The sequence below is a fragment of the Methylobacterium sp. WL1 genome, from assembly GCF_008000895.1.
Classification (GTDB): domain Bacteria; phylum Pseudomonadota; class Alphaproteobacteria; order Rhizobiales; family Beijerinckiaceae; genus Methylobacterium.
Map to the genome: position 1 here is coordinate 1,261,264 of NZ_CP042823.1, position 25,277 is coordinate 1,286,540.

At 71.6% G+C, this 25,277-nt stretch carries 19 protein-coding genes, 1 tRNA gene and 3 pseudogenes; 10 read left to right on the forward strand and 13 right to left on the reverse strand.

What is annotated here, in order from left to right:
- Positions 1–151: 151 nt before the first annotated feature.
- Together FVA80_RS06445 and FVA80_RS06450 are read right to left on the reverse strand one after the other, a co-directional pair.
- On the reverse strand, positions 152–400 hold the full coding sequence (locus tag FVA80_RS06445; RefSeq protein WP_147856313.1) for a hypothetical protein: 249 nt from the start codon (positions 398–400) through the stop codon (positions 152–154).
- A gap of 107 nt (positions 401–507) precedes the next feature.
- A complete protein-coding gene (locus tag FVA80_RS06450) occupies positions 508–1,746 on the reverse strand; it encodes an alanine--glyoxylate aminotransferase family protein (protein WP_210248961.1) in 1,239 nt (412 codons plus the stop codon).
- Between the two features lie 219 nt (positions 1,747–1,965).
- Here FVA80_RS06450 and FVA80_RS06455 point away from each other — a divergent pair, with 219 nt between their 5' ends.
- Positions 1,966–2,535, forward strand: coding sequence for a PepSY domain-containing protein (locus FVA80_RS06455; RefSeq protein ID WP_147909427.1), 570 nt, complete (start codon positions 1,966–1,968; stop codon positions 2,533–2,535).
- A 144-nt stretch (positions 2,536–2,679) separates the two neighbouring features.
- Positions 2,680–4,953 carry a xanthine dehydrogenase family protein molybdopterin-binding subunit gene (locus FVA80_RS06460; RefSeq protein WP_147909426.1) on the forward strand — a complete coding sequence of 758 codons (2,274 nt, stop codon included), beginning with the start codon at positions 2,680–2,682 and terminating at the stop codon, positions 4,951–4,953.
- A gap of 31 nt (positions 4,954–4,984) precedes the next feature.
- Here FVA80_RS06460 and FVA80_RS06465 read toward each other — a convergent pair whose 3' ends face one another.
- The 7 genes and pseudogenes from FVA80_RS06465 to FVA80_RS06495 all read right to left on the reverse strand — a co-directional run bounded on the left by FVA80_RS06465 (position 4,985) and on the right by FVA80_RS06495 (position 12,152).
- Positions 4,985–6,109 (reverse strand): aldo/keto reductase, encoded by a 1,125-nt coding sequence (locus tag FVA80_RS06465; RefSeq protein ID WP_147909425.1) that lies wholly within the window; start codon positions 6,107–6,109, stop codon positions 4,985–4,987.
- A gap of 55 nt (positions 6,110–6,164) precedes the next feature.
- On the reverse strand, positions 6,165–6,845 hold the full coding sequence (gene larB, locus FVA80_RS06470; protein WP_147909424.1) for a nickel pincer cofactor biosynthesis protein LarB: 681 nt from the start codon (positions 6,843–6,845) through the stop codon (positions 6,165–6,167).
- Positions 6,842–7,657, reverse strand: coding sequence for an adenine nucleotide alpha hydrolase (locus tag FVA80_RS06475; protein WP_147909423.1), 816 nt, complete (start codon positions 7,655–7,657; stop codon positions 6,842–6,844). Before FVA80_RS06475 ends, larB begins: the two co-directional genes overlap by 4 nt.
- Positions 7,654–8,961, reverse strand: a complete 1,308-nt coding sequence (locus FVA80_RS06480; protein ID WP_147909422.1) for a LarC family nickel insertion protein — start codon at positions 8,959–8,961, stop codon at positions 7,654–7,656. The genes FVA80_RS06475 and FVA80_RS06480 overlap by 4 nt, the downstream gene beginning before the upstream one ends.
- A gap of 243 nt (positions 8,962–9,204) precedes the next feature.
- Complete coding sequence (locus FVA80_RS31840) at positions 9,205–9,795, reverse strand: DapH/DapD/GlmU-related protein (RefSeq protein ID WP_281408705.1); 591 nt, start codon at positions 9,793–9,795, stop codon at positions 9,205–9,207.
- Between the two features lie 148 nt (positions 9,796–9,943).
- Positions 9,944–10,654: a Crp/Fnr family transcriptional regulator gene (locus tag FVA80_RS06490; protein WP_147909421.1), complete on the reverse strand. Its 711-nt coding sequence runs from the start codon at positions 10,652–10,654 to the stop codon at positions 9,944–9,946.
- A gap of 311 nt (positions 10,655–10,965) precedes the next feature.
- Positions 10,966–12,152, reverse strand: a pseudogene (locus FVA80_RS06495) (YihY/virulence factor BrkB family protein).
- A 266-nt stretch (positions 12,153–12,418) separates the two neighbouring features.
- Between FVA80_RS06495 and FVA80_RS06500 the strand changes: the two are divergent.
- A complete protein-coding gene (locus FVA80_RS06500; protein WP_147909419.1) occupies positions 12,419–13,180 on the forward strand; it encodes a sigma-70 family RNA polymerase sigma factor in 762 nt (253 codons plus the stop codon).
- Positions 13,181–13,384: 204 nt separating this feature from the next.
- On the opposite strand, the gene FVA80_RS06505 is transcribed toward FVA80_RS06500, so the two are convergent.
- The 3 genes from FVA80_RS06505 to FVA80_RS06515 form a co-directional block, all read right to left on the reverse strand.
- Entirely contained in the window at positions 13,385–13,612 is a 228-nt protein-coding gene (locus tag FVA80_RS06505) for a hypothetical protein (protein WP_147909418.1), read from the reverse strand.
- Between the two features lie 124 nt (positions 13,613–13,736).
- On the reverse strand, positions 13,737–14,024 hold the full coding sequence (locus tag FVA80_RS06510) for a hypothetical protein (protein WP_147909417.1): 288 nt from the start codon (positions 14,022–14,024) through the stop codon (positions 13,737–13,739).
- 98 nt (positions 14,025–14,122) lie between these two features.
- Positions 14,123–14,680, reverse strand: a complete 558-nt coding sequence (locus tag FVA80_RS06515; RefSeq protein ID WP_147909416.1) for a metallophosphoesterase — start codon at positions 14,678–14,680, stop codon at positions 14,123–14,125.
- Positions 14,681–14,959: 279 nt separating this feature from the next.
- On the opposite strand from FVA80_RS06515, the gene FVA80_RS06520 reads away from it, so the two are divergent.
- The 7 genes and pseudogenes from FVA80_RS06520 to FVA80_RS06550 form a co-directional block, all read left to right on the forward strand.
- Complete coding sequence (locus FVA80_RS06520) at positions 14,960–15,634, forward strand: DNA-3-methyladenine glycosylase (RefSeq protein WP_147957797.1); 675 nt, start codon at positions 14,960–14,962, stop codon at positions 15,632–15,634.
- A 39-nt stretch (positions 15,635–15,673) separates the two neighbouring features.
- Positions 15,674–15,749 (forward strand) — tRNA-Ile (locus FVA80_RS06525).
- Positions 15,750–16,011: 262 nt separating this feature from the next.
- The gene (locus tag FVA80_RS06530; protein WP_147957798.1) at positions 16,012–16,446 is read left to right on the forward strand and encodes a DUF393 domain-containing protein; all 435 of its coding nucleotides are present in this window, start codon (positions 16,012–16,014) and stop codon (positions 16,444–16,446) included.
- A 47-nt stretch (positions 16,447–16,493) separates the two neighbouring features.
- Complete coding sequence (locus tag FVA80_RS06535; RefSeq protein WP_147909413.1) at positions 16,494–16,982, forward strand: hypothetical protein; 489 nt, start codon at positions 16,494–16,496, stop codon at positions 16,980–16,982.
- Positions 16,983–17,059: 77 nt separating this feature from the next.
- Positions 17,060–17,479, forward strand: coding sequence for a FixH family protein (locus FVA80_RS06540; protein ID WP_147909412.1), 420 nt, complete (start codon positions 17,060–17,062; stop codon positions 17,477–17,479).
- Positions 17,476–18,905, forward strand: a pseudogene (locus FVA80_RS06545) (efflux RND transporter periplasmic adaptor subunit). Before FVA80_RS06540 ends, FVA80_RS06545 begins: the two are co-directional and overlap by 4 nt.
- Positions 18,902–22,009 (forward strand): annotated as a pseudogene (locus FVA80_RS06550) (CusA/CzcA family heavy metal efflux RND transporter); the annotation flags it as partial. The pseudogenes FVA80_RS06545 and FVA80_RS06550, both read left to right, overlap by 4 nt.
- Here FVA80_RS06550 and FVA80_RS06555 read toward each other — a convergent pair.
- Positions 21,979–25,272 (reverse strand): CusA/CzcA family heavy metal efflux RND transporter, encoded by a 3,294-nt coding sequence (locus FVA80_RS06555; protein ID WP_147909410.1) that lies wholly within the window; start codon positions 25,270–25,272, stop codon positions 21,979–21,981. The pseudogene FVA80_RS06550 and the gene FVA80_RS06555 sit on opposite strands and share 31 nt — an antisense overlap.
- Positions 25,273–25,277 lie beyond the last annotated feature (5 nt).

Sequence of the window (25,277 nt, forward strand, 5' to 3'; positions counted from 1 at the left end):
CGAGGACGACCCCATCGCCTCACCCTGGAAATGGGGGTCGAGGACGACCCCATCGCCTCACCCTGGAAATGGATCCCGGGGCGATGCAAAAGGCCTTGGACTTCGCATCGCCTCATCCCGGACGCCGGCAACCCCCATCCGGAGCGCGACTCTAACCGATCGAGACGCTGGTCAGGAGTTCGGCGGCCCGGCGCACCTCGGTGACGATCAGTTCCTCGCTCGGCCCCTCGATCGGCATGTCGGACAGGATCGCGGCGACGTCGCGCTTCACGTCCTCGCGGATCTCCGGGTTCTCCTCGGACAGGCGCCCGATCAGGACGCCCAGGACGATCTCCAGCGCGGAGAGCTTCGCGTGCACGCGGGTGAAGTCGTCCAGCGGTTCCGGCTCGTTCGCGTTCATGAGGTGCTCCCGGTGTCGAGGCACCGCACCGTCCGGATGGCGGGCGACGCCTCGGGCCAGCCATACGCTCCCGCGGCCCGCCGGGTCGATCCCGGGACGCGCCGCGATCAGGCGGCCGGGCTCTCGTTCCAGGCGGCCAGGGCCGCCGCGACGCCGGCGCCCGGCGGAACGGTGAAGCCTTCCGCCCGCAGGACAGCCTCCAGGGCACCCAGGGTGATCAGCACCTTGTGCTTGCGGGCGTTGTAGCCCATCGCGCCGATCCGCCAGACCTTGCCGGCCAGGGGCCCGAAGGCGGTGCCGATCTCGATCTCGAAATCCTCCCGCATCCGGCGCCGCACCGCCTCGCCGTCGATCCCGTCCGGGATGTACAGCGCGGTGACGTTGGTCATCCGGTACCGGTCGTCGCCGAACACGGTGAGCCCCATCGCCCGGATGCCGGCCGCGACCGCGCGACCGGCGGCCGCGTGCCGGCGATAGCAGGCCGCCAGACCCTCGCCGAGCAGGACCCGGGCGCATTCGCGCGCGCCGTACAGCATGGTGGTCGCCTCGGTGTGGTGGTTGAGGCGCTTCTCGGACCAGTAATCCATGATCATGGCGAGGTCGAAGTAGTTCGAGCCGATCCGCACGCCTAAGCCGTCGTCGATGTCGTCCCGGCGGATGCCGTGCTCGACGTGGCGCCGGGAGAAGATCCGCTCGGCCGCCGCCGGCGAGACGGTGATGGGCGACGAGCCCGACGGGCCGCCGAGGCATTTCTGCAGGCCGCCGGTCACCACGTCGATGCCCCAACGGTCGGCGGCGATCTCCATGCCCCCGATGGTCGCGGTGGCGTCGACGTACGAGAGGGCGCCGGCCCGGCGGCAGAGGTCGCCGAGCCCGTCGAGGGGCTGGGCCATGGTGGTCGAGGTGTCGCCATGCACAGTGGCCACGACCTTCGGGCCGAAGCGCTCAACCGCGGCGGCGATCGCCTCCAGGGGCACGACCTCGCCCCAGGGCGCATCCACGGTCTCGACCACGGCGCCGACCCGCTCCAGGATCTCGGTGAGCAGCAGGCCGAACCGGCCGAAATTGACCACCAGCACCCGCTCGCCGGGGGCGACCAGGCTCACCAGGGCGGCCTCGATCCCGGCCCGCGCCGTGCCGTCGACCAGGAAGGTCCAACGGTTCTCGGTGCCGAAGACCGGGCGATAGAGCGCCATCACCTCGTTCATGTAGGCGGTCATCTCGGGGTCGAACTGCCCGAGCAGGTCGGCCGACATGGCGCGCAGTACGCGCGGATGGGCATTGACGGGGCCCGGCCCCATCAGGAGCCGCTGGGGCGGGTCGATCTCGCCGATCTGCTCAAGCACGGGCTGGCTTCCTTCGCTGTCGCGCATTCCGGGCGGGCCGACGCAATCCTTCGGCCAGCCGCCTCCGCCCTGTCGCCTCCGACCCTGCAGCGGTCGAGAGTGGTGCTAGGGACCCGCGGCGCTTCGATCAAGCCAAGCGTTTTTCCTCAGGGCCGGAAACCCCATCCGGGCCGCGGCGTTTCACGGTCCCGAGACAGAACCCGCAAAGGGAAACACGCCATGATCAACCGCCTCGCCACCGCGGCCGGCCTGCTCGCGCTCTCGACGAGCTTCGCCCTGGCCCAGACCGCAACGCCCGCGCCGGCTCAGCCGGCGACCCAGACCGACAGCAGCATGAAGGAGTGGCAAGTCGCCAAGGTCGCCAAGGTCGGCCTCGCCCAGGCCCTGACGACCGCCCAGGCGCAGGGCGACGAGAAGGGCGGCCGCGCCATCGACGCCGATTTCGAGAAGGCCGACAGCAAGAACCCGGCGCACTACGCCATCAAGGTCGTCTACCCGAGCGGCAAGCTGGTGGAATACGGCATCAACGCCGATACCGGCGCCCTGTACAAGACCGAGAACCAGCCGATCGAGCGCTACTTCACCCGGCTGAAGCCCGCCGACTTCCAGAACGCCAAGACCCCGTTGAAGGACGCGCTCTCCATCGCCGAGCAGAAGGCCGGCGGCGGCAAGGCCTACGAGGCCGAGGTCGAGAAGGACGGCTCGACGGTCCAGTACGAGATCAAGGTGGCTGGCGCCGACAAGGAGCAGACGGTGAAGGTCGGCCCGGACGGCAAGGTGGTCGACTGATCCCGTAGGGGTGCCATCCGAAGCGGCGGGGCCGCTCCAAGACCGCCCCGCCGCTGCACGGTGTCGCCCCGCCGCCCGGTCGCGGAGCCGGGCGGCCGCTTCGGCGATTGCTTCCGGGTGAGACTGCGGACCGGGAGCGCGAACATGAAATCAGGCACGCAAGACTCCCGAAAAATCCTCGGAACGGCCCATACCCGGGTCGAGGGGGCCGACAAGGTCACCGGCCGGGCGCTCTACGCTTCCGACCGGCCCGGCCCGGAGGCGACCGCCCACGCCGCCCTGGTCACCAGCACCATCGCCCGGGGTCGGATCATCGGGTTCGATCTCGCCGCAGCCGAGCGGGTGCCGGGGGTGCTGGCGATCTTCACCCACCAAACGTTTGCCGGGGCGGTGGCGCCGGTGAAGCACCTGATGGCCGGCGGCTACGCCAACAGTTCGCACCGGCCCCTCGACTCCGATGCGGTGGCGTATGCCGGCCAGATCGTCGCGTTGGTAGTGGCCGAGACCCAGGAGGCGGCCGAGGAGGCGGCCGGCGCGGTTCGGGTCTCCTACGCGGAGGAGCCGGCCTCCGGCGGCTTCGACGCCCCCGGGGCCGAGACGGTCCGGCTTGCGGACCTCAAGGCCCAGCACGCCGACATCGCCCGGGGCGACGCCGAGGCCGGGATGCGGGAGGCCACGATCCGGGTCGAGGCGCGCTACGAGACCCCGATCCAGCACCACAACCCGATCGAGCTGTTCACCACCCGGGCGGCCTGGGACGGCGACCGCCTCACGGTGCACGAGCCGACCCGCTACGTCGGCGCCGTGCAGCACGGGCTCGCCGCGCAGCTCGGCCTCGATCCCGCACAGGTGCGGGTGGTGTCGGGGCTGATCGGCGGCCATTTCGGCTCGAAGTTCGCGCTGTCGCAGCACACGGCCCTGGTCGCCCTGGCGGCCCGCCGCATCGGCCGGCCGGTGTCGCTGGTGCCGACCCGGCGGCAATGCTTCACCATCGCCAATTACCGGCCGGAATCGCGCCATGCCATCCGGCTCGGCGCCGACCGGACGGGGCGGTTCACCGCCCTGGTGCACGAGGCCGAGACCGTGACCTCGCGGTTCGATCCGTTCGTCATGGAGGGGGCCGAGGTGACCGCGGGCCTCTACGCCTGCCCGAACATCCGGACCGAGGAGCGGGCCGTGCGGGTCGACCGCAACACCCCCGGGCCGATGCGGGCGCCCCCGGAGGTGCCGTTCCTGTTCGCCCTGGAAAGCGCCGTCGACGAGGTGGCGGTGGCCCTCGGAATGGATCCGATCGCCCTGCGTCGGATCAACGACACCGCGGTGGATCCCGTCTCCGGCAAGCCGTTCTCGACGCGGCCGCTGATGGCCTGCTTCGATGCCGGGGCGCGGGCCTTCGGCTGGTCGCGCCGGGATCCGCGCCCCGGGGCAATGCGCGACGGCCCCTGGCGGGTGGGCCTGGGCTGCGCGGCCTCGGTGCGGCCGGTGAAGATCGCCGCCGCGACCCTGCGGGTGCGGCTCGCTCCGGACGGCAGCGCGGAGGTCGCCTGCGCGCATCACGAGATCGGCAACGGCATCACCACGCTGCTCGCCATGGGCGCGGCCGAGGGCCTCGGCATTCCGGTGGAGCGGGTCGCGGTCCGGCTCGGCGACACGGCGCTGCCGGCGGCCGGCATCTCCGGCGGATCGAGCACGACGACCAGCCTGATGAACGCCCTCGCGCTCGGCTGCGGTCAGATCCGCGAGGCCCTGGCGCAGGCTGCGACGGGGCAGGGCGGTCGCCTAGCCGGCCGGGATCCGGGCACCTTGCGCCTCGCGAGCGGGCGGCTCGCGGCCCCGGACGGGAGCGGAATCGCGCTGGCCGAGGCGGTCGGCCCCGAGGGCGTCGAGACGCTCGCCGCGTTCGTACCCGCGGGGGCCGACCGGGAGAAGGCGCTGGCGGCCCTGCGGCAGGGTCATATCGGGCTGACCCTCGGCGGGGGCGGGCACGCCGTGTCCTGGGGTTTCGGCGCGCAGTTCGCGGAGGTCCACGTCCACGCCGAGACCGGCGAGATCCGGGTGCCCCGCCTCACCGGCGCCTTCGCGGCGGGGCGGATCCTCAACCCGCTGACCGCCCGGAGCCAGCTCATCGGCGGGATGATCTGGGGCCTCGGCTCGGCGCTCCTGGAGGAGACGGTTCTGGACGGCGCCGCCTACCGCAACCCGGATCTCGCCGAGTACCTCGTCCCGACCTCGGCCGACGCCCCTGCGGTCGAGGCGGTGCTGGTGCCGGACCCCGACGATCAGGTCGACGCCCTCGGGCTGAAGGGGCTTGGCGAACTCGGCATCATCGGGGTCAACGCAGCCATCGCCAACGCCGTCCACCACGCCACCGGGCGCCGGATCCGCAAGCTGCCGATCCGGCTGGAGGATGTGGCGTGAGGCGACGCACGGCGTGTCCCTCGGGGAGCGGCTACTCCATCGTCGGCGCCAGCTTCTTCACGCTCTGCACGTCCTCGCCCAGCCAGGCAGCGTTCTTGGCGGTGCCGTCGAAGGTCGCGCTCGTCTTGAACAGCTCGTACTTGCCCTCCAGCGCGTAGGGCTTGGAGCGCGACAGCAATTCTGCGACCGTGGCCTTGTCCATCGGCTTGAACGTCTTCACCGCCTCGATCGCCTGATCGAGGTCGCGCTGATTCTGGATGCCGGTGATCACCACCGAGACCGGCAGGTTCAGCGAGAAGTGCAGGTATTCCAGCGGCTTGATCGGCGCGTCGGCCTTCAGGATCACCCCGTCGCCGAAGGTCTTCATGGCGAGCGGCGCGATGCCCTCGGCCACGAGGTGCGGCAGCACGAGATGGCCGAACGAGCGGAAATGCGCATCCATCACGTTGAGCGGCATCTGGCAGGAATCGAAGTGGAAGCCGCGCTCCTGCGCCACCGCCAGCATCTGCAGGTGGATGCGCGGGTCCTTGTGGCCGGTGAAGCCGATGTAGCGCAGCTTGCCCTGCTTCTTGGCCTCCAGGAATCCCTCCATGGCCCCGCCTTCGGCGAAGACGCGGTCGGGATCGTCGTAGCGCAGGATCTCGTGGTGCTGGACGAGGTCGATCCGGTCGGTGCGCAGACGCAGGAGCGACTGGTCGATCTGCTTGAGCGCCTCCTCCTTGGTCCGCCCGTCCATCTTGGACATCAGGAAGACCTTGTCGCGGTAGCCGCCCTCGGCCAGGGCCGCGCCCATGCGCAGTTCGGAGCGGCCGTCGTTGTAGTCCCAGCAATTGTCCATGAAGGTGATGCCGCGATCGACGCCTTCGTGGATCAGCCGCGTCGCCTCGGCATCCGTCACCGCGCTCTTGCCGAGGTGGAACCCGCCCATCCCGATCGCGGAGATCTTTTCGGACGTCCGCCCGAACGGGCGGTAGAGCATCTCGCCCCGGAGTTCGCCGGGATCGGTGACCAGCGGCAGGTCGGCCGGGTCCTGCGGCCGGGTGTTCGGCAGCGGCGGGACGCTCACGGCCGCACCCGCGCTGCCGGCGCCGGCGAGACCGGTGCCCGTAAGCCCCGCGCCGAGCACGGCGCCCTGGATGAAGCTGCGGCGTTCCATCGGATATCTCCGTTCGGGAAGGTGTCTGGTTCGAACGGTAACGGGTGGCGGGACATCATCGTTCGGCCTCCTGGGCGAGGCGGCTCGCCGCGTTGAGCAGGCGCAGGGCCGCGCAGGCGGCCCCGTAGCCGTTGTCGATATTGACCACCACGATCCCGGGGGCGCAGCTCGCCAGCACCGCGTCCAGGGCTGTGCGCCCCCCTGCGGCGACGCCGTAGCCCACGGAGGTCGGGACCGCGATCACCGCCCCGGCGACGAGGCCGCCGACCACGCTCGGCAGCGCCGCATCCATGCCGGCCGCGACGATCACCACCGGATGCGCCCGGATCTCCTCCAGACGCGTGGTCAGCCGCCACAGGCCGGCGACACCGACATCGGCGAACAGCGTCGCGGATCGTCCGGCATAGCCGAGCGTCCGTAAGGCTTCCCGGGCGACCGGGACGTCCGAGGTGCCGGCCGCGACCACGGCCACCCGGGCCGGACCGGCAACCGGCGGGCCCTGCCCGAACACCGCCGTGCGCGAGACCGGACAGTAATCGAGCCGCGCCGCGTGCCCGAGCCGGGAGAACTTCTCCGGGTCGAGCCGGGTCAGGAGCAGCGAGGCACCCCGCTCGCGTGCGGCCGCCAGGATCGCGTCGATCTGCTCGGGGCTCTTGCCGGCGCAGAAGATGGCCTCCTCCAGGCCGATCCGCTCGGGCCGGGCGAAGTCGAGGGTGAATTCGTCCGCCACGCTCATGCGGGGAATGCTCCGGTCAGGAAGGCGCTGCCGACCCGGTAGGGTGCGAACCGGACGGCGCCTGAGAGGCGCGGCGGCGCGATCTCCCGGATGCCGGATCCCAGGGCGGCGCGGCGCTCCGCGTCGAGGGCGGCGAGGCTGCCGGGGTCGAGCTCCACGACCACGCCCTCGGCACGCACCCGGCAGCGAACCGCCCGCTTGGGGCCCGCCCCGGCATCGAGGGCGCCGCCGACCAGACGCTCGACCGCGTGGATGAAGGCCAAGGTCTCCGGCTCGATCGGGATGCCGGTCTCGACCCGGCTCGACAGGCAAGGCGCGGCCGGCAACTCGGCCACCGCGCCGAGACCGAGGTCGCGGGCCAGCGCCCGCACGGCCGCCTTGTCGAACCCGGCCTCGACATAGGGGTGGCGCACCGCATGCTCCCGGGCGGCGTCGAGGCCGGGTCGGTACTCGCCGAGGTCGTCGCGATTGGCACCCGACAGGATCTGCCGGTCGGTGACGTGCCGGACCGCGCCGTACAGATTGGTCTTGCAGAAGAAGCAGCGGTTCACGGGATTGGCCCGGTAGGCCGGGTCGGCGAACTCGCCGGCTTCGATCACCTGCAGGTCCCAGCCCTCCCGGGCGGCCTCGGCCCGGACCCGCGCGGTCGCCTCCCCGGGCACGGCCGGGGAGACCGCGTGGACCACGAGGGTCGCGGCCGGTGCCAGCCGGTGAGCGAGGGTGGCCAGCGTCAGGCTGTCGACCCCGCCGCTCACCGCCACCGCGACGGGACCGAGCCCCGCCAGCACGGCTTCGAGATGCGCGCGCGTCACCGCTCCTCCTTCGTGGTCTCTCGCAGGGCGAGGCGTTCGGCCTCGCGGCGCACATGCGCCCGGGCAGTGTGATCTCCCTGGCCCAGCGTATCGTCGGCCTCGGCCTTGGCGGTGCGCCCGCCCGGCCGGTCGACCACCTTCACCCGCACCGGCCGGCCCTCCGGCGCGACCGTGACGGCCTCCCGGCCGAGCACCGCGCGCGCGACCCGGTGGTGGCGCAGCCCGATCGTGGTGGTCTCGCGGAAGCAGGCCGCGATCGCCGCCTCCAGGTTCTCGGGCTGCACCAGGGCCTGGATATGGGCCATCATCCGGCCCTTCTTGCCCAGCACCGGCATCTGCACGACGTCGCGCATGCCGGGCTCCGCGCGCAGGCGGTCGAGGCCCATCGCCAAATCCTCCCCCGACTGGTCGTCGATCTCGAACGCGATCACCACCAGGTCGTCCCGGCCGGGATGAGCGGCGGGCGCCTCCTCCAGCACGAGGGCGCGCAGGCAATTGCTCAGGCCCGGCAGGACCCTCGTGCCGAAACCGATCCCGCTGGGCCCGAGCGTGCCGGCGGGCCGGCCGCGCCCGGGCGCCTCACCGCAGAGATGGCGCAGGATCGCCGCGCCGGTGGGGGTCACGCGCTCCCCCGGGATCCCATCGTCGAGGGTCGGAAAGCCTTCGAGCAGGAGCGTGGTGGCGGGGGCCGGCACCGGCAGGGGGCCGTGCTGGGTCCGGACCCGGCCCGAGCCCAGCGGCAGGGCCGAGACGCTCCAGTTGCGCACCTCGAGGGCGGCGATCAGGTAGGCGGCGGCGACGATGTCGGCGATCGAATCGAAGGCGCCGACCTCGTGGAACGCCACCGCGTCGACCGCGATGCCGTGGACCTGGGCTTCGGCCTCGGCGAGGTGCCCGAAGATCGCCAGCGCATGCGCCCGGACGGCCAGCGCAAGGTTCGCCCGGTCGAGATCCCCGCGGATCTCGGACCAGGGCCGGTGGCCGTGATGCGGCAGGTGGTCCGCGTGCCCGTGCGTCGGGTCGTGGGCGTGATCGTGCGTGGCATGGTGATCGTGGCGGTCCGGATGGGCCGAGTGGCCGCCGTGCCGATGCGGCGCAGGCATCTCAGCCTCGGGGGCCGAGACCGCGAAGCGCAGGCCCCGCAGGATGCCGTCGTTGTGCTGCGACGTGGTGCAGGCGATGCGCGGATCGACGGCCCGCACGCTGGCGCGCACGCCCTCGAGATGCTCGGGAAAAGCATCCAGCAACGCGGCGGCGAACATGTCGCCGGCGACGCCGCCGAGTGCGTCGAGATGGATGTGCATGGTCTGTCGGTCGGCTCGAACCGGTTGCCTGATGCGGTTCAGATCGGCCGCCGCCGGCCGAAGGCAAGGGACGCGGACCCATCGCTGCGACGCGGCGTATCGCCGTCGGTCCGGGCGGAGCCGTCGTCCGTCAGCGCGGCGGCTCCGGATTACGCGCCGCGGAGCGGTTGGAGGGGCCCACCGAGGGTGAGCTCCGGCCGACGCGTCCTGTAGAACCGGGCCGCTGAGGCCTGACGATCCATCTCAGTTCGGGACCAGCCGCCTTATCGTCTTCGCGGGCACGCCACCGACCAAGACTCCCGCCTCGACATCCTTGGTCACGACAGATCCAGCCGCAACTATAGATTGTTCTCCGATCGTAACGCCGCACAAAATGATTGCCCCGGCTCCGATCCAGACACCGTCATGCACGATGATGTCTTTGTGGAATGTCTGACGCGTTATGCTTGTTCTATCGTGGAACGCGTCGATGACGAGATCATGCGTCGATGTTTCGAAGCTTACCCTGGAACCGACCATGCATCGATTACCGATCTCGATCCGCGCGCTCCGGCAGGCAAATCGGACATCGGAATTGATGAATGTTTGATACCCAATCGTAAGACCTCTTATAGCCTCGTCGTTGAGACTTTGTTCAAAAATGATGGGACTGGAAATATGTGATTTTGCTCCGATTCGGACGCCAATATTGCGCAACAGCGCTCGCCGCGCGCCGTTGAGCCCGTAGAAATTCGGAATCCGGTTATATACGATTAGTATAAAATAACTATATAACCGCAATAAGTAGAGCACACTCAATTCAATCGCCCATATATATCCGCCGATTGACGGCATTTGGTTAAATACTATCCTGAAAATCAATCTTTGAGCAAGCGTATCCCGCCATGGCTCAGGCGCGGATCCCGGCAGCCGCCGCGTCCGAGCGCATGTTACAGCCGCCGGCGGGGGTCCGGGCCGGTACGCCGGTCTCATGCCAGGTGTCTCAGGCCAGATGCAGGTAGGCTGGGTCGAACAGGCCGCGCTCCATCAACCCGTCAAGGTCGTGGATCGTCAGGCGCCGGCCCCGCAGAGCGATGAGGCCGCCGGTGCGCAGCGCCTTCAGGGTACGGTTGATATGCACGCTGGTCTGGCCGAGGGCGTCGGCGAGGTCGGGTTGGGTGATCGGCATCGGGATCGTGTTTCCCTCGGCGAGGCCGACCCGGGCGAGCCGCAGGTACAGCTCGCAGAACAGGTGCGCGAGGCGCTCGATCGCCGAACGGCGCCCGACGCTGGCGATCCACTCGCGCTGGAGCGCCGTGGTGTCGCGCATCTCGCGCCACAGGCACTCCTCCACCGCCGGCCGGGTCCGGATCGCCTCGCCGATCTGGTCCGGCGCGATCCGGGCGACCGTGACCGGCGTGATCGCCCCGATGGCGTGGTCAAGGCGAGGCCAGCGGGCCGGGGAGGGGTCGCACAGGTCGCCCGGCAGGAGCAGCGAGACGATCGCTCGCCGACCGTCCGGAAACTGCTTGTAGCGGCAGGCCCAGCCGTCGAGGATCAGGTGGGTGTGGTGCGGGTCTTCGTGCTGCCCGACGATGTCCTGACGCGGCGCGACGGGGCGGATATGCTGTCGGGCGAGGCCGTCGAGGGCGGCGCGGTCCTCGGGACCGAGCCGGACGTGCCGCTCCATCTTCCGCACGAACGGGTTGTTCACGGCGGCCTCCGGTCAGAGGCCGCAATGCCGATGCGGTTCCGAACCGTCCGTCCATCCGTAGCTGGATCGTCCCGCCCGCGGCCGGCACGCGGCGGGCGGGCGGGCGTGGAAAGAGGGATCCGAGCAGTCGCGGCGCGCCCCAAACCACGCGACGACGCTGCCGATGGATGCCCACCGCACGAAGACGACTGTTGTCACAGGTATATTGCGGCCCGAGCGTCGAAGTCTGGTTGCACGCGACGGCTTATGCCGCGACCGGGCGTGCCCGCGCTAACCTGTGTTAACCACCGCTGAGCCCTTTGGCCGCCCCGTCACGCGGCGGCGGCTCCCACGGAATCGGCCATCTGGGCGCGTCGCGTGCCCAGGGGCTGCGGCTCACCCACGGTGGTGTCCTCGGCGGTCTGATGCTCCATCTCGGCGTTCAGCTGGGCACCGGCGAGCACGATCATGGTCGAGATCCAGATCCAGGTCATGAAGCCGATGGCCGCGCCGAGGGAGCCGTAGGTCTTGTTGTAGCTGCCGAAATGGGCGACGTACCAGGAGAACAGCAGCGACGCGACGAGCCACAGCAGGGCCGCCGCGGCGCCCCCGGGGGTGACCCAGCGCCAGCGCGGCGCGTCCCGGCTCGGACCGTAGCGGTAGAGCAGGGCGAGCCCGAGCAGGACTGCCACGAGCAGCGCCGGCCAGCGCAGCAGGGTCAGCCACCAGGCATCGGTCCCGAGCCCGACATAGGTCAGCACCACCGGCAGCACCACGACCGCGGCCAGAGCCAGGATCAGGAACGCCAGCGCCCCCGCGGTGAAGCCGAGGGAGACGACGTTGAGCAGGACGAAATTGCGCTTCTCGCGCTCGTTGTAGACGATGTTGAGGGCGTCGAAGACGTGCTTCACGCCGCCGTTGGCGCTCCAGACCGACAGGACGATGCTGACGACCAGGCTCAGGCCCAGCGCGGTGTTGCCCTTCTCGTTCAGGCGCTTGACTTGGTCGCCGATGATCTCAAGGGCGCCCTGGGGCAGGACGCCCTGAAGGCTGGCGAGTTGGTCGTTGATGGTCGAGGCGTCGGCCACGAGGCCGTAGCAGGAGACCAGCGCGGCGACGGCCGGGAAGATCGCCAGCAGGGTGAAGAAGGTGACGCCGGCCGCGATCAGCGACAGGCGGTTCTCGCCGATGTCCCGGTAGGTGCGCAGCGCGATGTCCTTCCAGCCCTTGGCGGGAATTTCGGCCGGATGGCTGGCGCCCCGCCCGCGATCGGCCTGGCGGCTCGCGACCGCCGGGCCTCGCCGCCCTCGTGCGCGGGCGCGGGTTCCGAGGAGCCCGCGAAGGCGGACCAGCGGCCCGGCTCCGCGCCGGCCGGGGCGGAGGCAGGAGCCGGGGCGGCAGACCGCCGCGGGAACGCAACCAGGCCGACGAGCGCGGTGGCCAGCGCCAGGGTCCAGACCGTCGAGGCGTGCCCCCCGGTGTCGCGGGGCACGGTGCGATCGGGATCGGGGGAAGCCATCGACACGCCTCGCTACGGGTTCAGGAACCAAGTCCGGTCGGCCTCCGGAAGGAGACGGATCCGACAGGGAACGCCGTTGCGAGCCCGCCGGTTCGCGGGTCCGTTCGTCTTCGGCCCCGACACCTCGGCCCGTCACGCTTGCTTGTATTGGTTCGTCTCAGTGTCGCGGCAACACGGTCTAAACCCATGTTGGCGCGAGAGCCGCGTGGGCGCGCCACAAGCGAATGCGACGGGCGCGATAGGCCCGCCGTCGATGCCCGGACCTGATGCCAGACACCGAAGGCCACACCCTGCCCGATCCGGCCCGCGACATCCGGCATGGCCTGCCGGACGCGATCCGCATCCACCTCGGGACGCTGCTCGGCCTGACCTACGACGCGGTCGGCCCGACTCCGGCGGCTGCCTCGGATCGCTTTGCCGACCTGTTGGCGCGCCTGGACGCCGCGCTCGCCAAGGACCAGGCCTCAGAGCCGGTCTCGGGGGAGGTCGAACGGGAGGCCGACTTCCGCGCCGGCCTGCTGAAGGTGGTGCCGGCCCTACACCGCTTCGCCGTCTCGTTGACCCGAGACCCCGCCGCGGCTGATGACCTCGTGCAGGACACGCTGCTGCGGGGCTGGCGCGGACGAGCCGGCTTCACCCCCGGGTCCAACCTGGAGGCTTGGCTTTTCACGATCCTGCGCAACGTGTTCTACAGCCAGCACCGCAAGCAGGGTCGCGAGGTCGCGGACACCGACGGCAGCTACGCTGAGCGGTTGACCAGCGTGCCGGAGCAGGGCGGCCATCTCGACCTGCAGGACGTGCGCGCCGCCCTCGACCGGCTCGCCCCGGTGATGCGCGAGGCACTGGTCCTCGTGGCGATCGAGAACCTCAGCTACGAGGAAGCCGCAGCCGTCATGCAATGTCAGATCGGCACCGTGAAGAGCCGGGTGTGGCGTGCCCGCGAGCAGCTCGCCCGGATGCTGGGCTACACCGGTGCCGAGATCGGCAACGACGGGGTGATGCTGTCGGTGACCGGGACGTCGGCCTGACGCCGCAGCCACGCTCTCCACCGACGAATACCCATCTTCGTCACATCACCCTCTGTATTCGACAGAAAATTTGACTTAGGTGAAGGCGCCCGGGGTCGTTCCTGGGCGACATAGGACGGGTTGGGTCGATTCGTCGTCCCGGCTCAGCTCCCGTCGGTGTGACATCCCCCCGATCCATCGACGGGAGCCCCATCCCGGATCCCCTCAGCGTCCGGTCTCGTCCGCGCGATCGGCGTCGAGCTGCTGCAGCAGCTCCGCCAGCCTCGGATCCAGCACCTCATCGATCACCGGGTCATAGAGCGCGCGCAGCTGGCGCCCCAGGCGCGTCCGCGTCTGCGCATCGAGGACCGGGGCCTCGCTTGAGACCGGGAAGACCCGCAGGGCTGTGGGGGCGGATCGCGGGGCGGCGTGCTGGTGATCGGGACGTGGCATTCCACCTACATCGGCCTGGACCGGCGCGACGGCAACCACACGCCGTTACGAAGTCCCGGGCGGCACGCGATTCCGGCGCATCGTCTTCGTCCGAACGCCGGCGGCTACGGTTCGGGACGAGGCTTCAAGCGTCGTCCTCCGGGGCGAACACTTCGCCCTGCTCGGCCAGCACGGCGTCGGCCTCGTCATGACCGAGGACATCCGGATCGGCCCGGTCCAGGGCCCGGGCCAGCGCGCGCTCCCAATCCGGCGGCGGGGGGCTGCCCTGCGCGGTCAGGATCTCGGCGGCGCGGGCGCGCAGCCGCGCCCAGGATTCCGCATCCAGCTCGGCAAAACTGCTCCCGAGCCCGAGATCGGCGGCGGCTCGCGCGGCGGCGGCCGTCCAGGCGGGCGGAGCAAGGGGTTCGGTCATAGCGGCCTCCCGTGGCGATCGCGATCCGCTCCGGCACATAGGGCGGCCACACGAAACGACGCGGCCCGGAATTGAGATCGCGGTGCCCTCCGCGGAGGTCAGCGCAGCCCGTGCCGGGCGATCTCCTCCGGCACCAGCTCGGCCGCGTCCTGGCGCGCCAGGATGGCGTCGAGGCCGACCGGGGTGTCGTCCCAGGCATCGACGCCGACATCGCAGGAGCGGCTGGTATCGGGCAGCCAGCCGTGGCTGTGCCCGTAGAGGTGGCGGGTCTCCCGCCACAGGCCCGGCCAGGCCCGGTGCGCGTAGTGCGACAGGAACAGGCGGTGCTGCCGGCCCTGGGAATCCAGGGCCGAGATCCGGGCGCTGTCCACGGGCGGGTCCGCCCAGGGCAGATCGAGCACGCGGTTAGAATCGTGGTTGCCCCGGATCAGCCGCTTGGTGCCGTTGAGCTGGGCGAACATCGCCGCGCAATGCTCCCGGCTCGCCCCCGCGGCGAAATCGCCGAGATGCCAGACCGCGTCGTCGGGGCCGACCACGGCGTTCCAGGCCGCGACCAGGGCCGCGTCATGCGCCGCGACGCTGTCGTACCGCGCCCGGCGGTGGCGGAGGATGTGCGGATCGCCGAAATGCGTGTCCGCGGTGAAGAAGAGCGCCATACCGTGAGCTGTCACCGCATCCGAGGGCGCCGTCCATCATGCCCGCCTTCGCGTCCGACGCCGCTCCGAAGTGGATCGGGGCGGGCGCCCAGCAAGGCGCGCGCGGCATCGTGCCCGCCGCCGGGGGGGATCGCACCGATCGCCGCATCGGCGGCCGGTCCCTCGGCGCCGCTCCAGATCGCGTTGCAATCGGGACCGGCTCTCAATCCTTGTCTCAACGCGCTCGCTTGCGCCGAACCGGTCTCCACTTCGGCGGCGCGCGCTCTAATCTTCGCCGCGATGCTCGACCCCACCGCCTACGCGCACCTGCTGGACGCCGCCCGGGCGCATCCACGCCTGGAGGCCGCCATCCGGCAGGCCGGCCCGCTCCGGATCGACCCGCCGCCGCACGCCTGCGTGGCCGACCGTCTGTTCGTCGAGGTCGTGAACCAGCAGCTCTCGACCCGGGCCGCGGCGGCGATCTGGTCGCGGGTCGAGGCCGCCGCGACGGCGGCGGGGTCGAGCCCGCGCGGGCTGTTCGAGGCCGGAGACCCGGCGCTGCTGCGGGGCTGCGGGATCTCGGGCAACAAGGTCCGCGCCCTTCAGGCGATCGTCGCCGCCGAGGCGGCGGGCCTGCTCGGCCCCGAACTCGCCGGACTGCAGCACACCGAGCGCGCCGCGATCCTGTGCGGCATCCGGGGCGTCGGCCCCTGGACCGCCGACATGGTCGGGATCTTCCACTTCCACGACCCGGACATCTGGCCCGAGGGCGACGTGGCGGCGGTGGGCTGCCTGCGCCGGCTCACCGACAGCACCGACACGCGCGCCGTTGCGGCCGCTTTCGCGCCGTACCGCTCGATCCTGGCCCGCACCCTGTGGCGGATCAAGGACACCACCCCGGTGGAGCCCGCAAGTCCGACTGCAAGTCTGCCCGCGCCCGCCCCGGCGCCCCGCGCTTCGACGAAATCCGGGTGACGGGCGCCCCCCGATCGGCTATCCGTTCGAGTGGGCGCAGGGCCTGTAGCTCAATGGTTAGAGCCGACCGCTCATAACGGTCTGGTTGCAGGTTCGAGTCCTGCCGGGCCCACCATCCGTCCCGCGGAACCTTGCGGCCCGACAGCCTTTTCGGCCCCCTCGCGCAACCAGCTGTGTCAGCCTCGCCCGGCATCGGCACGGTTTCCAAGGCACGGGCCGGACCATCTGCGACCCTGAGACAACATCCGCCCGCGGGGCGATCGGAGTGCTCCGGCGTTGGATCAGGGCCTGCACCGAAACCCGATCGCTGCCGGCCCACCTCTCTCGCTGCGGGCACGGGGTGAGGTGTCGCCCGGCAAACCATGAGCGCTGATCCGATGAGCTCCGACCTGACCGTCTACTACGATGGCGGCTGCCCGCTCTGCCGGGCCGAGATCGGCCATTACCGCGACTGCCGCGGGGCCGAGCGGATCGCCTTCGTCGATGTCGGGCGCGATGCGCCGGCGGCCGGCCTGGGGCCGGATCTCGACCAGGGCGACGCCCTGCGGCGCTTCCACGTGCGCGGCGCGGACGGCCGGCTCGTGTCGGGGGCGGCGGCGTTCGCGCGGCTGTGGCGCGTCCTGCCGAACTGGCGCTGGCTCGGCCGCCTCGTCGAGCTGCGCGTCTTCGGGCTGCGGCCCATCCTGCCCGTCGCGGAGGCGGCCTACCGGTTGTCCCTGCCCCTGCGGCCGCGGCTGGCGCGGCTGATCACCCGCCGAGGACGCTCAGACTGCGCGCGCGACCCGCGCGAACCGGCATCGGATCGCCGGTGAACGATGAGGCGCTTCCGCCTCGCCCAGAAAGCTGGCATCCTGACACCGTGATCCCCTGGCTGGCCCTTCGGCGGCTGCTTCCGCTCCTGGCGGTTCTCAGCCTCGCCCTGCTTCCGGTCGCCGCCCCTGCGGCGGTCGCCGGCATGCATGCGCCGACGATGGCCCGAGCGGAGCGGGCCGCGCCGCATGAGCACGGCCACGCGATGGCGCAGAAGGACTTGGCGCAGAAGGACTTGGCGCAAAAGGACTTGGCGCAAAAGGACAACATGGCGGGCGCCGCCATGGACGCCATGCCCTGCTGCCCGCCCGAGGCCGCGACGCCGCCGGACCAGCAGCCCGGGGACGGGGACGGGTCCACGGGCTGTCTCAAGGGCTGCCCGCTGATGGCCCTGTGCCTCGCCGGCCTCGCCTCCTTGCCGCCGTCCGGGGTCGGCCTGCCGGTGCCGTTCGCCACCGGAGCGCCTCTGTTCGCCCGGAAGGCGGCACGGTTCGCCAGCGTGACCGGAACGCCGCCGCCCGAGCCGCCCCGAGCCTGAACCCGATGCCGCGGGCCATGACGCCCGCGTGAGGCTGCACGCTCGTGCGGCCGGCCATCGTGTTCAGGAGATTCTGTGTGACCTTCCAATCCGTTGCCCAATCCGTTGCCCTATCCTTGGCGCGCGCCTGCACGGCCGCGCTCGTCGGCACTGCCCTGTGCGCCCCGGCCCGCGCCGCGCCGGCGGATTACCGGTTCGAACTCGTCACCCGGGAGGCCAAGGTCGGCGAGGCGGTCCTGACGGTCCGCCTGGTCGACACGCGCAGCGGCCAGCCGGTCACCGACGCGGTGATCTTCGCCAAGCGCATCGACATGGCCCCGGACAGCATGGACGAGATGACCTCGACCCTCGCGCAGCTCCCGTCCACGGAGCCGGGCCTCTACCGGTTCAGGACCAAGCTCACCATGGCGGGGGGCTGGCGGCTGTCGCTGGGCGCGAAGGTCCAGGGCGAGGCCGGCACCGTCAGCGACAAGCTCGTCTTCCAGGCCGTGCCGTGAGCCGCCCGGTTTGGCTGGCCGGAACCGTCGCCGCCCTGGCGGCGGGGGGCGCCGGCTATGGGGCGGGACGCATGGCGGCCCCGATCCGGTCCCGCTGTTCGCGCGGGCCTGGGCGGGCTTCGCCGCCGAGCCGTCCGCCGCCACCGGGCCGGTGGTCTATTACCAGGATCCGGACGGCAAGCCGGTCTATTCCCTGTCGCCGATGATGACCGAGGACGGGCGCCTGTTCCGGGCCGTCCAGGCCAGCGAGGATCTCCGATTCGACCGGCCCGCCACGGAGGACGTTCCGGGTCGGGCCGGGCCGGGGGAGGGCGACGGGCCAAAAAAAGATCCCGGCCGGACGGTGCGCTACTACCGCAACCCGATGGGCCTGCCCGACACCTCGCCGATACCCAAGAAGGATTCGATGGGGATGGACTACATCCCGGTCTACGCCGGCGGCGACCCGGACCCGGACCCGGACACCGTCACGGTCTCGCCGGGCCGGATCCAGCGCACCGGCGTGCGCAGCGCCGTGGTCGAGCGCCGGGTCGTGTCCCGGCCGGTGCGGGTGCCGGGCACGGTGGCGCTCGACGAGCGCCGGGTCACCGTGGTGGCGACCCGCGCGGACGCCTATGTCGACCATGTCGAGGACGTCACCACCGGCGACCGGGTCCGGAAGGGGCAGAATCTGGTCTCGGTCTACGCGCCGGAGATCAACGCCGCCGCCGCGCAGCTCATCGCCAATCCGGGCTTCGACGGCGCCCGGCGCCGCATCCGCAACCTGAACGTCTCCGAGGCCGTGATCGCCGAGATGGAGCGCACCCGGACGGTGCCGCGGGCGATCACCTGGGCCTCGCCCCGGGACGGGCTGGTCCTGGAGCGCCGGGCCGTGGAGGGCATGAAGGCCGCGGCCGGCGACACCCTGTTCCGGATCGCCGACCTGTCGCAGGTCTGGGTGCTGGCCGACGTGCCGGAGCGCGATCTCGCCGGCATCCGCGTGGGCCAGGCCGCGACCGTGCGGGTGCCCGGCCGGACTGCCACCGGCCAGGTCGGGATGATCTACCCGCAGGTGAACCGCGAGACCCGCGCGACCCGCATCCGCATCGCGCTGCCGAACCCGGACGGGCTGCTCCTGCCCGACATGTACGCCGATGTGGAGATCGCCACGGGCTCCACCGAGCCGGTGGTGGCGGTGCCCGAGGGGGCCGTGATCGAGACCGGCGCGCGCCAGGCGGTGCTGATCGAGGCCGGGGAGGGGCGGTTCGCGCCCCGCGCGGTCGAGATCGGGCGGCGCGGCGAGGGCTACGTCGAGATCCGCGCGGGCCTCCGGGCCGGCGAGCGGGTCGTCACCGCGGCGAATTTTCTGATCGACGCCGAGAGCAACCTGAAGGCGGCGCTGGCAAGCCTCGCCGCCCCGCCGGCCGACGGGGAGGCCGGGCGATGATCGCCCGGCTGATCGCCTGGTCGGCGCGCAACCTCGTGCTCGTGCTGATCGGCACCGTCTTCGCGGTAGCGGCGGGAGTCCAGGCCCTGCGCACCCTGCCGCTGGACGCGATCCCGGATCTCTCGGACGTGCAGACCATCGTCTACACCGAGTATCCGGGCCAGGCGCCGCAGGTGGTCGAGGACCAGGTCACCTACCCGCTGACCACCGCGATGCTGACCGTGCCGCGCGCCAAGGTCGTGCGCGGGGTCTCGATGTTCGGGGTCTCGTTCGTCACCGTCATCTCCGCAGACGGCACCGACCCGTATTGGGCGCGCTCGCGGGTGCTCGAGATCCTCAACGGCGCCGGCGGCCGCCTGCCCGCCGGGGTGATCCCGACGCTCGGGCCCGACGCCACCGGGATCGGCTGGGTCTACCAATACGTGATCCTGGCCCGGCAGCGGACGCTCGCCGAGCTGCGCTCCCTACAGGATTGGGTGGTCCGGTTCGCGGCCTCGCGCGGGGAGGGGGTGGCGGAGGTCGCCCCGGTGGGCGGCTTCGTCAAGCAGTACACCGTGGTGGTCGACCCGAACCGCCTGCGGGCGCAGGGCATCAGCCTGAACCGCCTGCGCGAGGCCATCCGGGCGAGCAACGCCGATGTCGGCGGCCGCACGGTCGAGCTGTCCGAGTTCGAGGTGGTGGTGCGCGGCCGGGGCTACCTCAAGGGCACCGCAGACATCGGCGCCGTCGTGCTCAAGACCGACAACGGCACGCCGGTGCGGGTGCGCGACGTCGCCCGGGTCGAGATCGGGCCCGACGAGCGGCGCGGGATCGCCGAACTCGACGGGGCCGGCGAGGTCGCGGGCGGCATCGTGGTGCAGCGCTTCGCCGCCAACGCCCGCGCCGTCATCGCGAGCGTCAAGGATCGCCTCGACGAGATCGCCAGGAGCCTGCCGTCGGGCACCGAGATCGTGCCGGTCTACGACCGGTCGCAACTCATCGACGCCGCGATCGCGACGCTGACCCACACCCTGGTCGAGGAATGCGCGATCGTCGCGCTGGTCTGCGTCGTGTTCCTGCTGCACCTGCGCAGCGCGCTGGTGGCGATCCTGATGCTGCCGGTGGGGATCCTGATGGCGTTCGCGGCGATGCGGGCGCTCGGGCTCGGCGCCGACATCATGAGCCTGGGCGGCATCGCCATCGCGGTCGGGGCGATGATCGACGCCGCCATCGTGATGATCGAGAACGCCCACAAGCACCTGGAGCGCGCGCCGCCGGGCCGGCCGCGCGCCGAGATCCTGGTCGGGGCCGCCGCCGAGGTCGGGCCGTCGCTGTTCCTGTCGCTCCTGGTGATCACCGTCTCGTTCCTGCCGATCTTCAGCCTGGAGAGCCAGGAGGGCCGGCTGTTCGGGCCGCTCGCCGTCACCAAGACCTTCGCGATGGCGGCGGCGGCGCTGCTGTCGGTGACCCTGGTGCCGGCGCTGATGATCCTGTTCGTGCGCGGCCGGATCGTCCCGGAGCACCGCAACCCGGTGAATCGGCTGCTGATCGGGGTTTACCGGCCGCTGATCGCCGCGGTGCTGCGGGCGCGGATCCTGACGCTCGTCCTGGCGCTCGGGATGCTGGCCGCCACGATCTGGCCGGCGCGCCAGCTCGGCTCGGAATTCATGCCCGAGCTCAACGAGGGCACGCTGCTCTACATGCCCACGACCCTGCCGGGCCTCTCCATCACCAAGGCGGCCGAGCTGCTGGCGACCCAGGACCGGATCATCAAGACGTTCCCGGAGGTCGCCTCGGTCTACGGCAAGGCGGGACGCGCCGGCACCGCGACCGACCCGGCGCCGCTGGAGATGTTCGAGACGATCATCCGGCTCAAGGCCCCGGAGGCGTGGCGGCCCGGGGTGACGCTGGCGAGCCTGCGGGCCGAGATGGACAAGGCCCTGCAGTTTCCCGGCGTGTCCAACGCCTGGACCCAGCCGATCCGGGCCCGGATCGACATGCTGGCCACCGGCATCCGCACCCCCGTGGGCGTCAAGCTGTTCGGCCCGGACCTCGCCGCCCTGGAACCGGTCGCCCGGACGGTCGAGGCGGCAATCCGCACGGTCCCGGGCACCGCGAGCGCCTATGCCGAGCGGGTGGTGGGCGGCACCTTCCTCGACATCACCCCCGATCGGGAGGCGCTCGGCCGCTACGGGCTTACCGTCGGCGACGTCCAGGACGTCGTTGCCACCGCGCTCGGCGCCGCGACCGTCACCACAACCGTTGAGGGGCGCGAGCGCTACGGCGTCAGCGTGCGCTACCCGCGGGCCCTGCGGTCCGACCCGCAGGCGATCGCCGATGACGTCCAGGTGGCGCTCCCGGGCGGGGGGACCGTGCCGCTGGGGGCGGTCGCGACGATCCAGCTCGTACGCGGGCCGACGTCGATCCGGAGCGAGAACGGGCGGCCCGCGCTCTACCTCTACGTCGACGTCGCCGGGCGCGACCTCGGCGGCTACGTCGCGGAGGCGCGGGACGTGGTGGCGCGCGCGGTACCGCTGCCCGAGGGCGTGACGCTCCAGTGGAGCGGCCAGTTCGAGGCCCTGGAGCGGGCCGAGGCCCGGCTGCGGATCGTCGTCCCGGCGACCCTGCTGGTGATCGTGCTGCTGCTCTACCTCGTGTTCCGCCGGGTGACCGAGACGCTGATCGTGCTGCTGTCGCTGCCCTTCGCGCTGGTCGGCGGCGTCTGGCTGATGTGGGCGATGGGGTTCCACCTGTCGGTCGCCGTGGCGGTGGGCTTCATCGCGCTGGCCGGCGTCGCCGCCGAGACCGGGATCCTGATGCTGGTCTATCTCGACCAGGCGCTCGCCGAGCGGCGCGGCGGAGCAGCCCGCGCCGGGCGGCCCCTCACCCGAGCGGACCTGCGCGCGGCCATCATGGTCGGGGCGGTGGAGCGGGTCCGCCCGAAGATGATGACCGTCGTGGCGATCATGGCCGGCCTCCTGCCGATCCTGTGGAGCACCGGCGCGGGCTCCGAGGTGATGCAGCGGATCGCCGTGCCGATGATCGGCGGCATGGCCTCCTCGACGCTCCTGACCCTGATCGTGATCCCGGCGGTCTACGGCCTGGTCAAGGGCAGGGGCCTGCCGGCCGAGTCCGACCTACAAGCTGAGTCCGGCCTACAAGCTGAGTCCGACCTGCCGGGCTCGGCCGGGGCCGCGGCCCGCTCGGCCCTCCCGAAGCGCGCGTAGAGGGCCGGCAGGACCACCAGGGTCAGCAGGGTCGCGCTGATCAGGCCGCCGATCACCACGGTGGCGAGCGGCCGCTGCACCTCGGCGCCCGTTCCGGCGGCGAGCGCCATCGGGACGAAGCCCAGGGACGCGACCAGGGCGGTCATCGCCACGGGCCGCAGGCGGGTCACGGCCCCCTCCAGGATCGCCGCCCGCAGGGGCCGGCCCTCGGCGACGAGCTGCTTGATGAAGCTCAGCATCACCAGGCCGTTCAGCACCGCGACGCCCGAGAGCGCGATGAACCCGACCGCGGCCGGCACCGACAGCGGCATGCCCCGCAGCCACAGGGCCGCGATCCCGCCGGTGAGCGCCAGCGGCACCGCGGAGAACACCAGGAGCGCGTCGCGCGCGCTGCCGAGCGCCGAGGTCAGCAGCAGGAAGATCAGGCCGAAGCAGACCGGCACCACCAGGGTCAGGCGCCGCCGGGCCGAGGCGAGGTTCTCGAACTGGCCACCCCAGGTCACGTAGGAGCCGGCCGGCAGCGCGACCTGCTCGGCGACCTTCGCCTGCGCTTCGTCCACCAGCGAACCGATGTCCCGGCCGCGCACGTTGGCGGTGACGACGACACGCCGCTGGCCGTTCTCCCGCGAGATCTGGTTCGGCCCCTCGGTCACCGAGAAGCTGGCGACCTGCCGCAGCAGCACGGAGGCGACCTTGCCGTTCGGTCCCGGGGGGAGGGGGACGGGCAGGTTCTCCAGGGCCTCGCGGTCCTCCCGGACGGCGTCGGTCAGGCGCACCACGATCGGGACGCGCCGGTCGCCCTCGAACACGGAACCGGCCTCCCGGCCGCCGATCGCGGCGCCGATCACCTCCTGGATCGCTCCGGTGCTGAGGCCCAGCCGCGCCGCCTCGGTCCGGTCGATCCCGATCTCGAAGACCGGCAGGCCGGCGATCTGCTCGACCTTCACGTCGTCGGCCCCGTCGATGCCACGCAGGATCGCGGCGATCTGGTTGGCGGTCTTGAGCATCGGCTCGAACGCGTCGCCGAACACCTTGACGGCGAGGTCGCCCCGGGTCCCGGCCAGCAGCTCGTTGAAGCGCAGCTGGATCGGCTGGGAGAACTCGTAGATGTTGCCGGCGAGTTCGCCCACGGCCGCCTCGATCTGCGCCTGCAGGGCCGCCTTGGTGAGCGTGGGATCGGGCCACTCCGCCTGCGGCTTCAGGATCACGAAGGTGTCCGAGGCGCTCGGCGGCATCGGGTCGGAGGCGATCTCGGCTGTGCCGGTCTTCGAGAACACGGTGGCCACCTGCGGGAAGCCAGCCACGACCTCCTCGACCTTGAGCTGCATCGCCTGCGACTGGGTCAGAGAGGTCGAGGGGATCCGGCTGGCGTTGAGCGCGATGCTCTTCTCGTCAAGGAGCGGGATGAACTCGGTGCCGAGCCGGGCCGCCAGCAGGCCGGCCCCGGCCAGCAGCAGCAGGGCCGCCCCCAGGAACGGCGCCGGCGCCCGGATCGCCGCGGCGAGCAGCGGCCGGTAGGCCGCCTTCAGGCCCCGGATCAGCGGGTTGTCGGCCTCGGTGACCCGGCCGGTGATCACGATGGCGATCATGGCCGGCACGAAGGTCAGCGACAGGACGAACGCGCAGGCCAGCGCGAGGATCACGGTCAGCGCCATCGGCTCGAACATCTTGCCCTCGACCCCCGTGAAGGTCAGGAGCGGCCCGTAGACCAGGATGATGATCGCCTGCCCGTACAGCGACGGCCGGATCATCTCCTCGGCCGAGGCCCGGACCGTCTGCAGGCGCTCCTCCAGGGTGAGTCCGCGGCCCAGCGCCTGCTGGCGCTCGGCGAGGTGGCGCAGCGCGTTCTCGGTGATGATCACCGCGCCGTCGACGATCAGGCCGAAATCCAGGGCGCCGAGGCTCATCAGGTTGGCCGAGATTCTGGCCTCGACCATGCCGGTCACCGTCATCAGCATGGCGACCGGGATCACCAGGGCCGTGACCAGGGCCGCCCGGATGTTGCCGAGCAGCAGGAACAGGACCGCGATCACCAGGGCCGCGCCCTCGGCGAGGTTCCGGGCCACCGTGCGGATCGTGGCCTCGACCAGGACCGTCCGGTCGAGCACCGTCCACACCACGATCCCGGGCGGCAGCGTCCGCCGGATCTGAGCCATGCGGGCCTCGACCGCGGCCGCGACCGTGCGGCTGTTCTCGCCGATCCGCATCAGGGCGGTGCCGATCACGGCCTCCCGGCCGTCCATGCTGCCCGAGCCGGTGCGCAATTCGCGCCCGAACCGCAGGGCTGCCACGTCCCGGACCCGCACCGGCACGCCACCCCGCGTGGCCACCACCACGTCGGCGATCGCCTCCATGCTCTCCAGCCGGCCCGCGGCGCGCACGACGTAGCCCTCACCGTTATCCTCGAGGTAGCGGGCGCCCTGGTTGGCGTTGTTGGCCTCGAGCGCCCGGACGACGTCGCCGAAGGACAGGTCGAGAGCGGTCAGCTTCGTCGGGTCCGGCTGGACGTGGTACTGCTTCTCGTAGCCACCGATGCCGTCGACCCCGGCCACCCCCGGCACGGTGCGGATCTGGGGCCGGATGATCCAGTCCTGCACGGTGCGCAGGTAGGCGTTCCGCTCCAGCTCGGTGGCGAGACTCTGGCCCTCCGGGGTCAGGTAGCTCCCGTCCGGTTGCCAGCCCGGCCGGCCCGCGGGGGCGACCGTCCGGCCGCCGGGCTTGGCGTACTGGACCGACCACATGGTGATCTCGCCCAGCCCCGTGGAGATCGGGCCCATATGCGGCTCGGCGCCGGGCGGCAGGTCGCCCTTCACCTGCGACAGGCGCTCGGCGACCTGCTGGCGGGCGAAGTAGATGTCGAGCCGCTCGTCGAAGACCGCGGTGACCTGCGAGAAGCCGTTGCGCGAGAGCGAGCGGGTGTGGTCGAGCCCCTTGATGCCGGCGAGCGCGGTCTCGACCGGATAGGTCACCTGACGCTCGATATCGACCGGCGACAGCGACGGCGCCAGGGTGTTGATCTGCACCTGGTTGTTGGTGATGTCGGGCACCGCGTCGATCGGCAGCCTGGTCAGCGCCGTGGCGCCGAAGCCGGCCGCCAGCAGCACGAGGAGCAGGACCAGCCAGCGCTGGCGGATCGCGACGTCGAGGATGCGGCTGAGCATGTCCG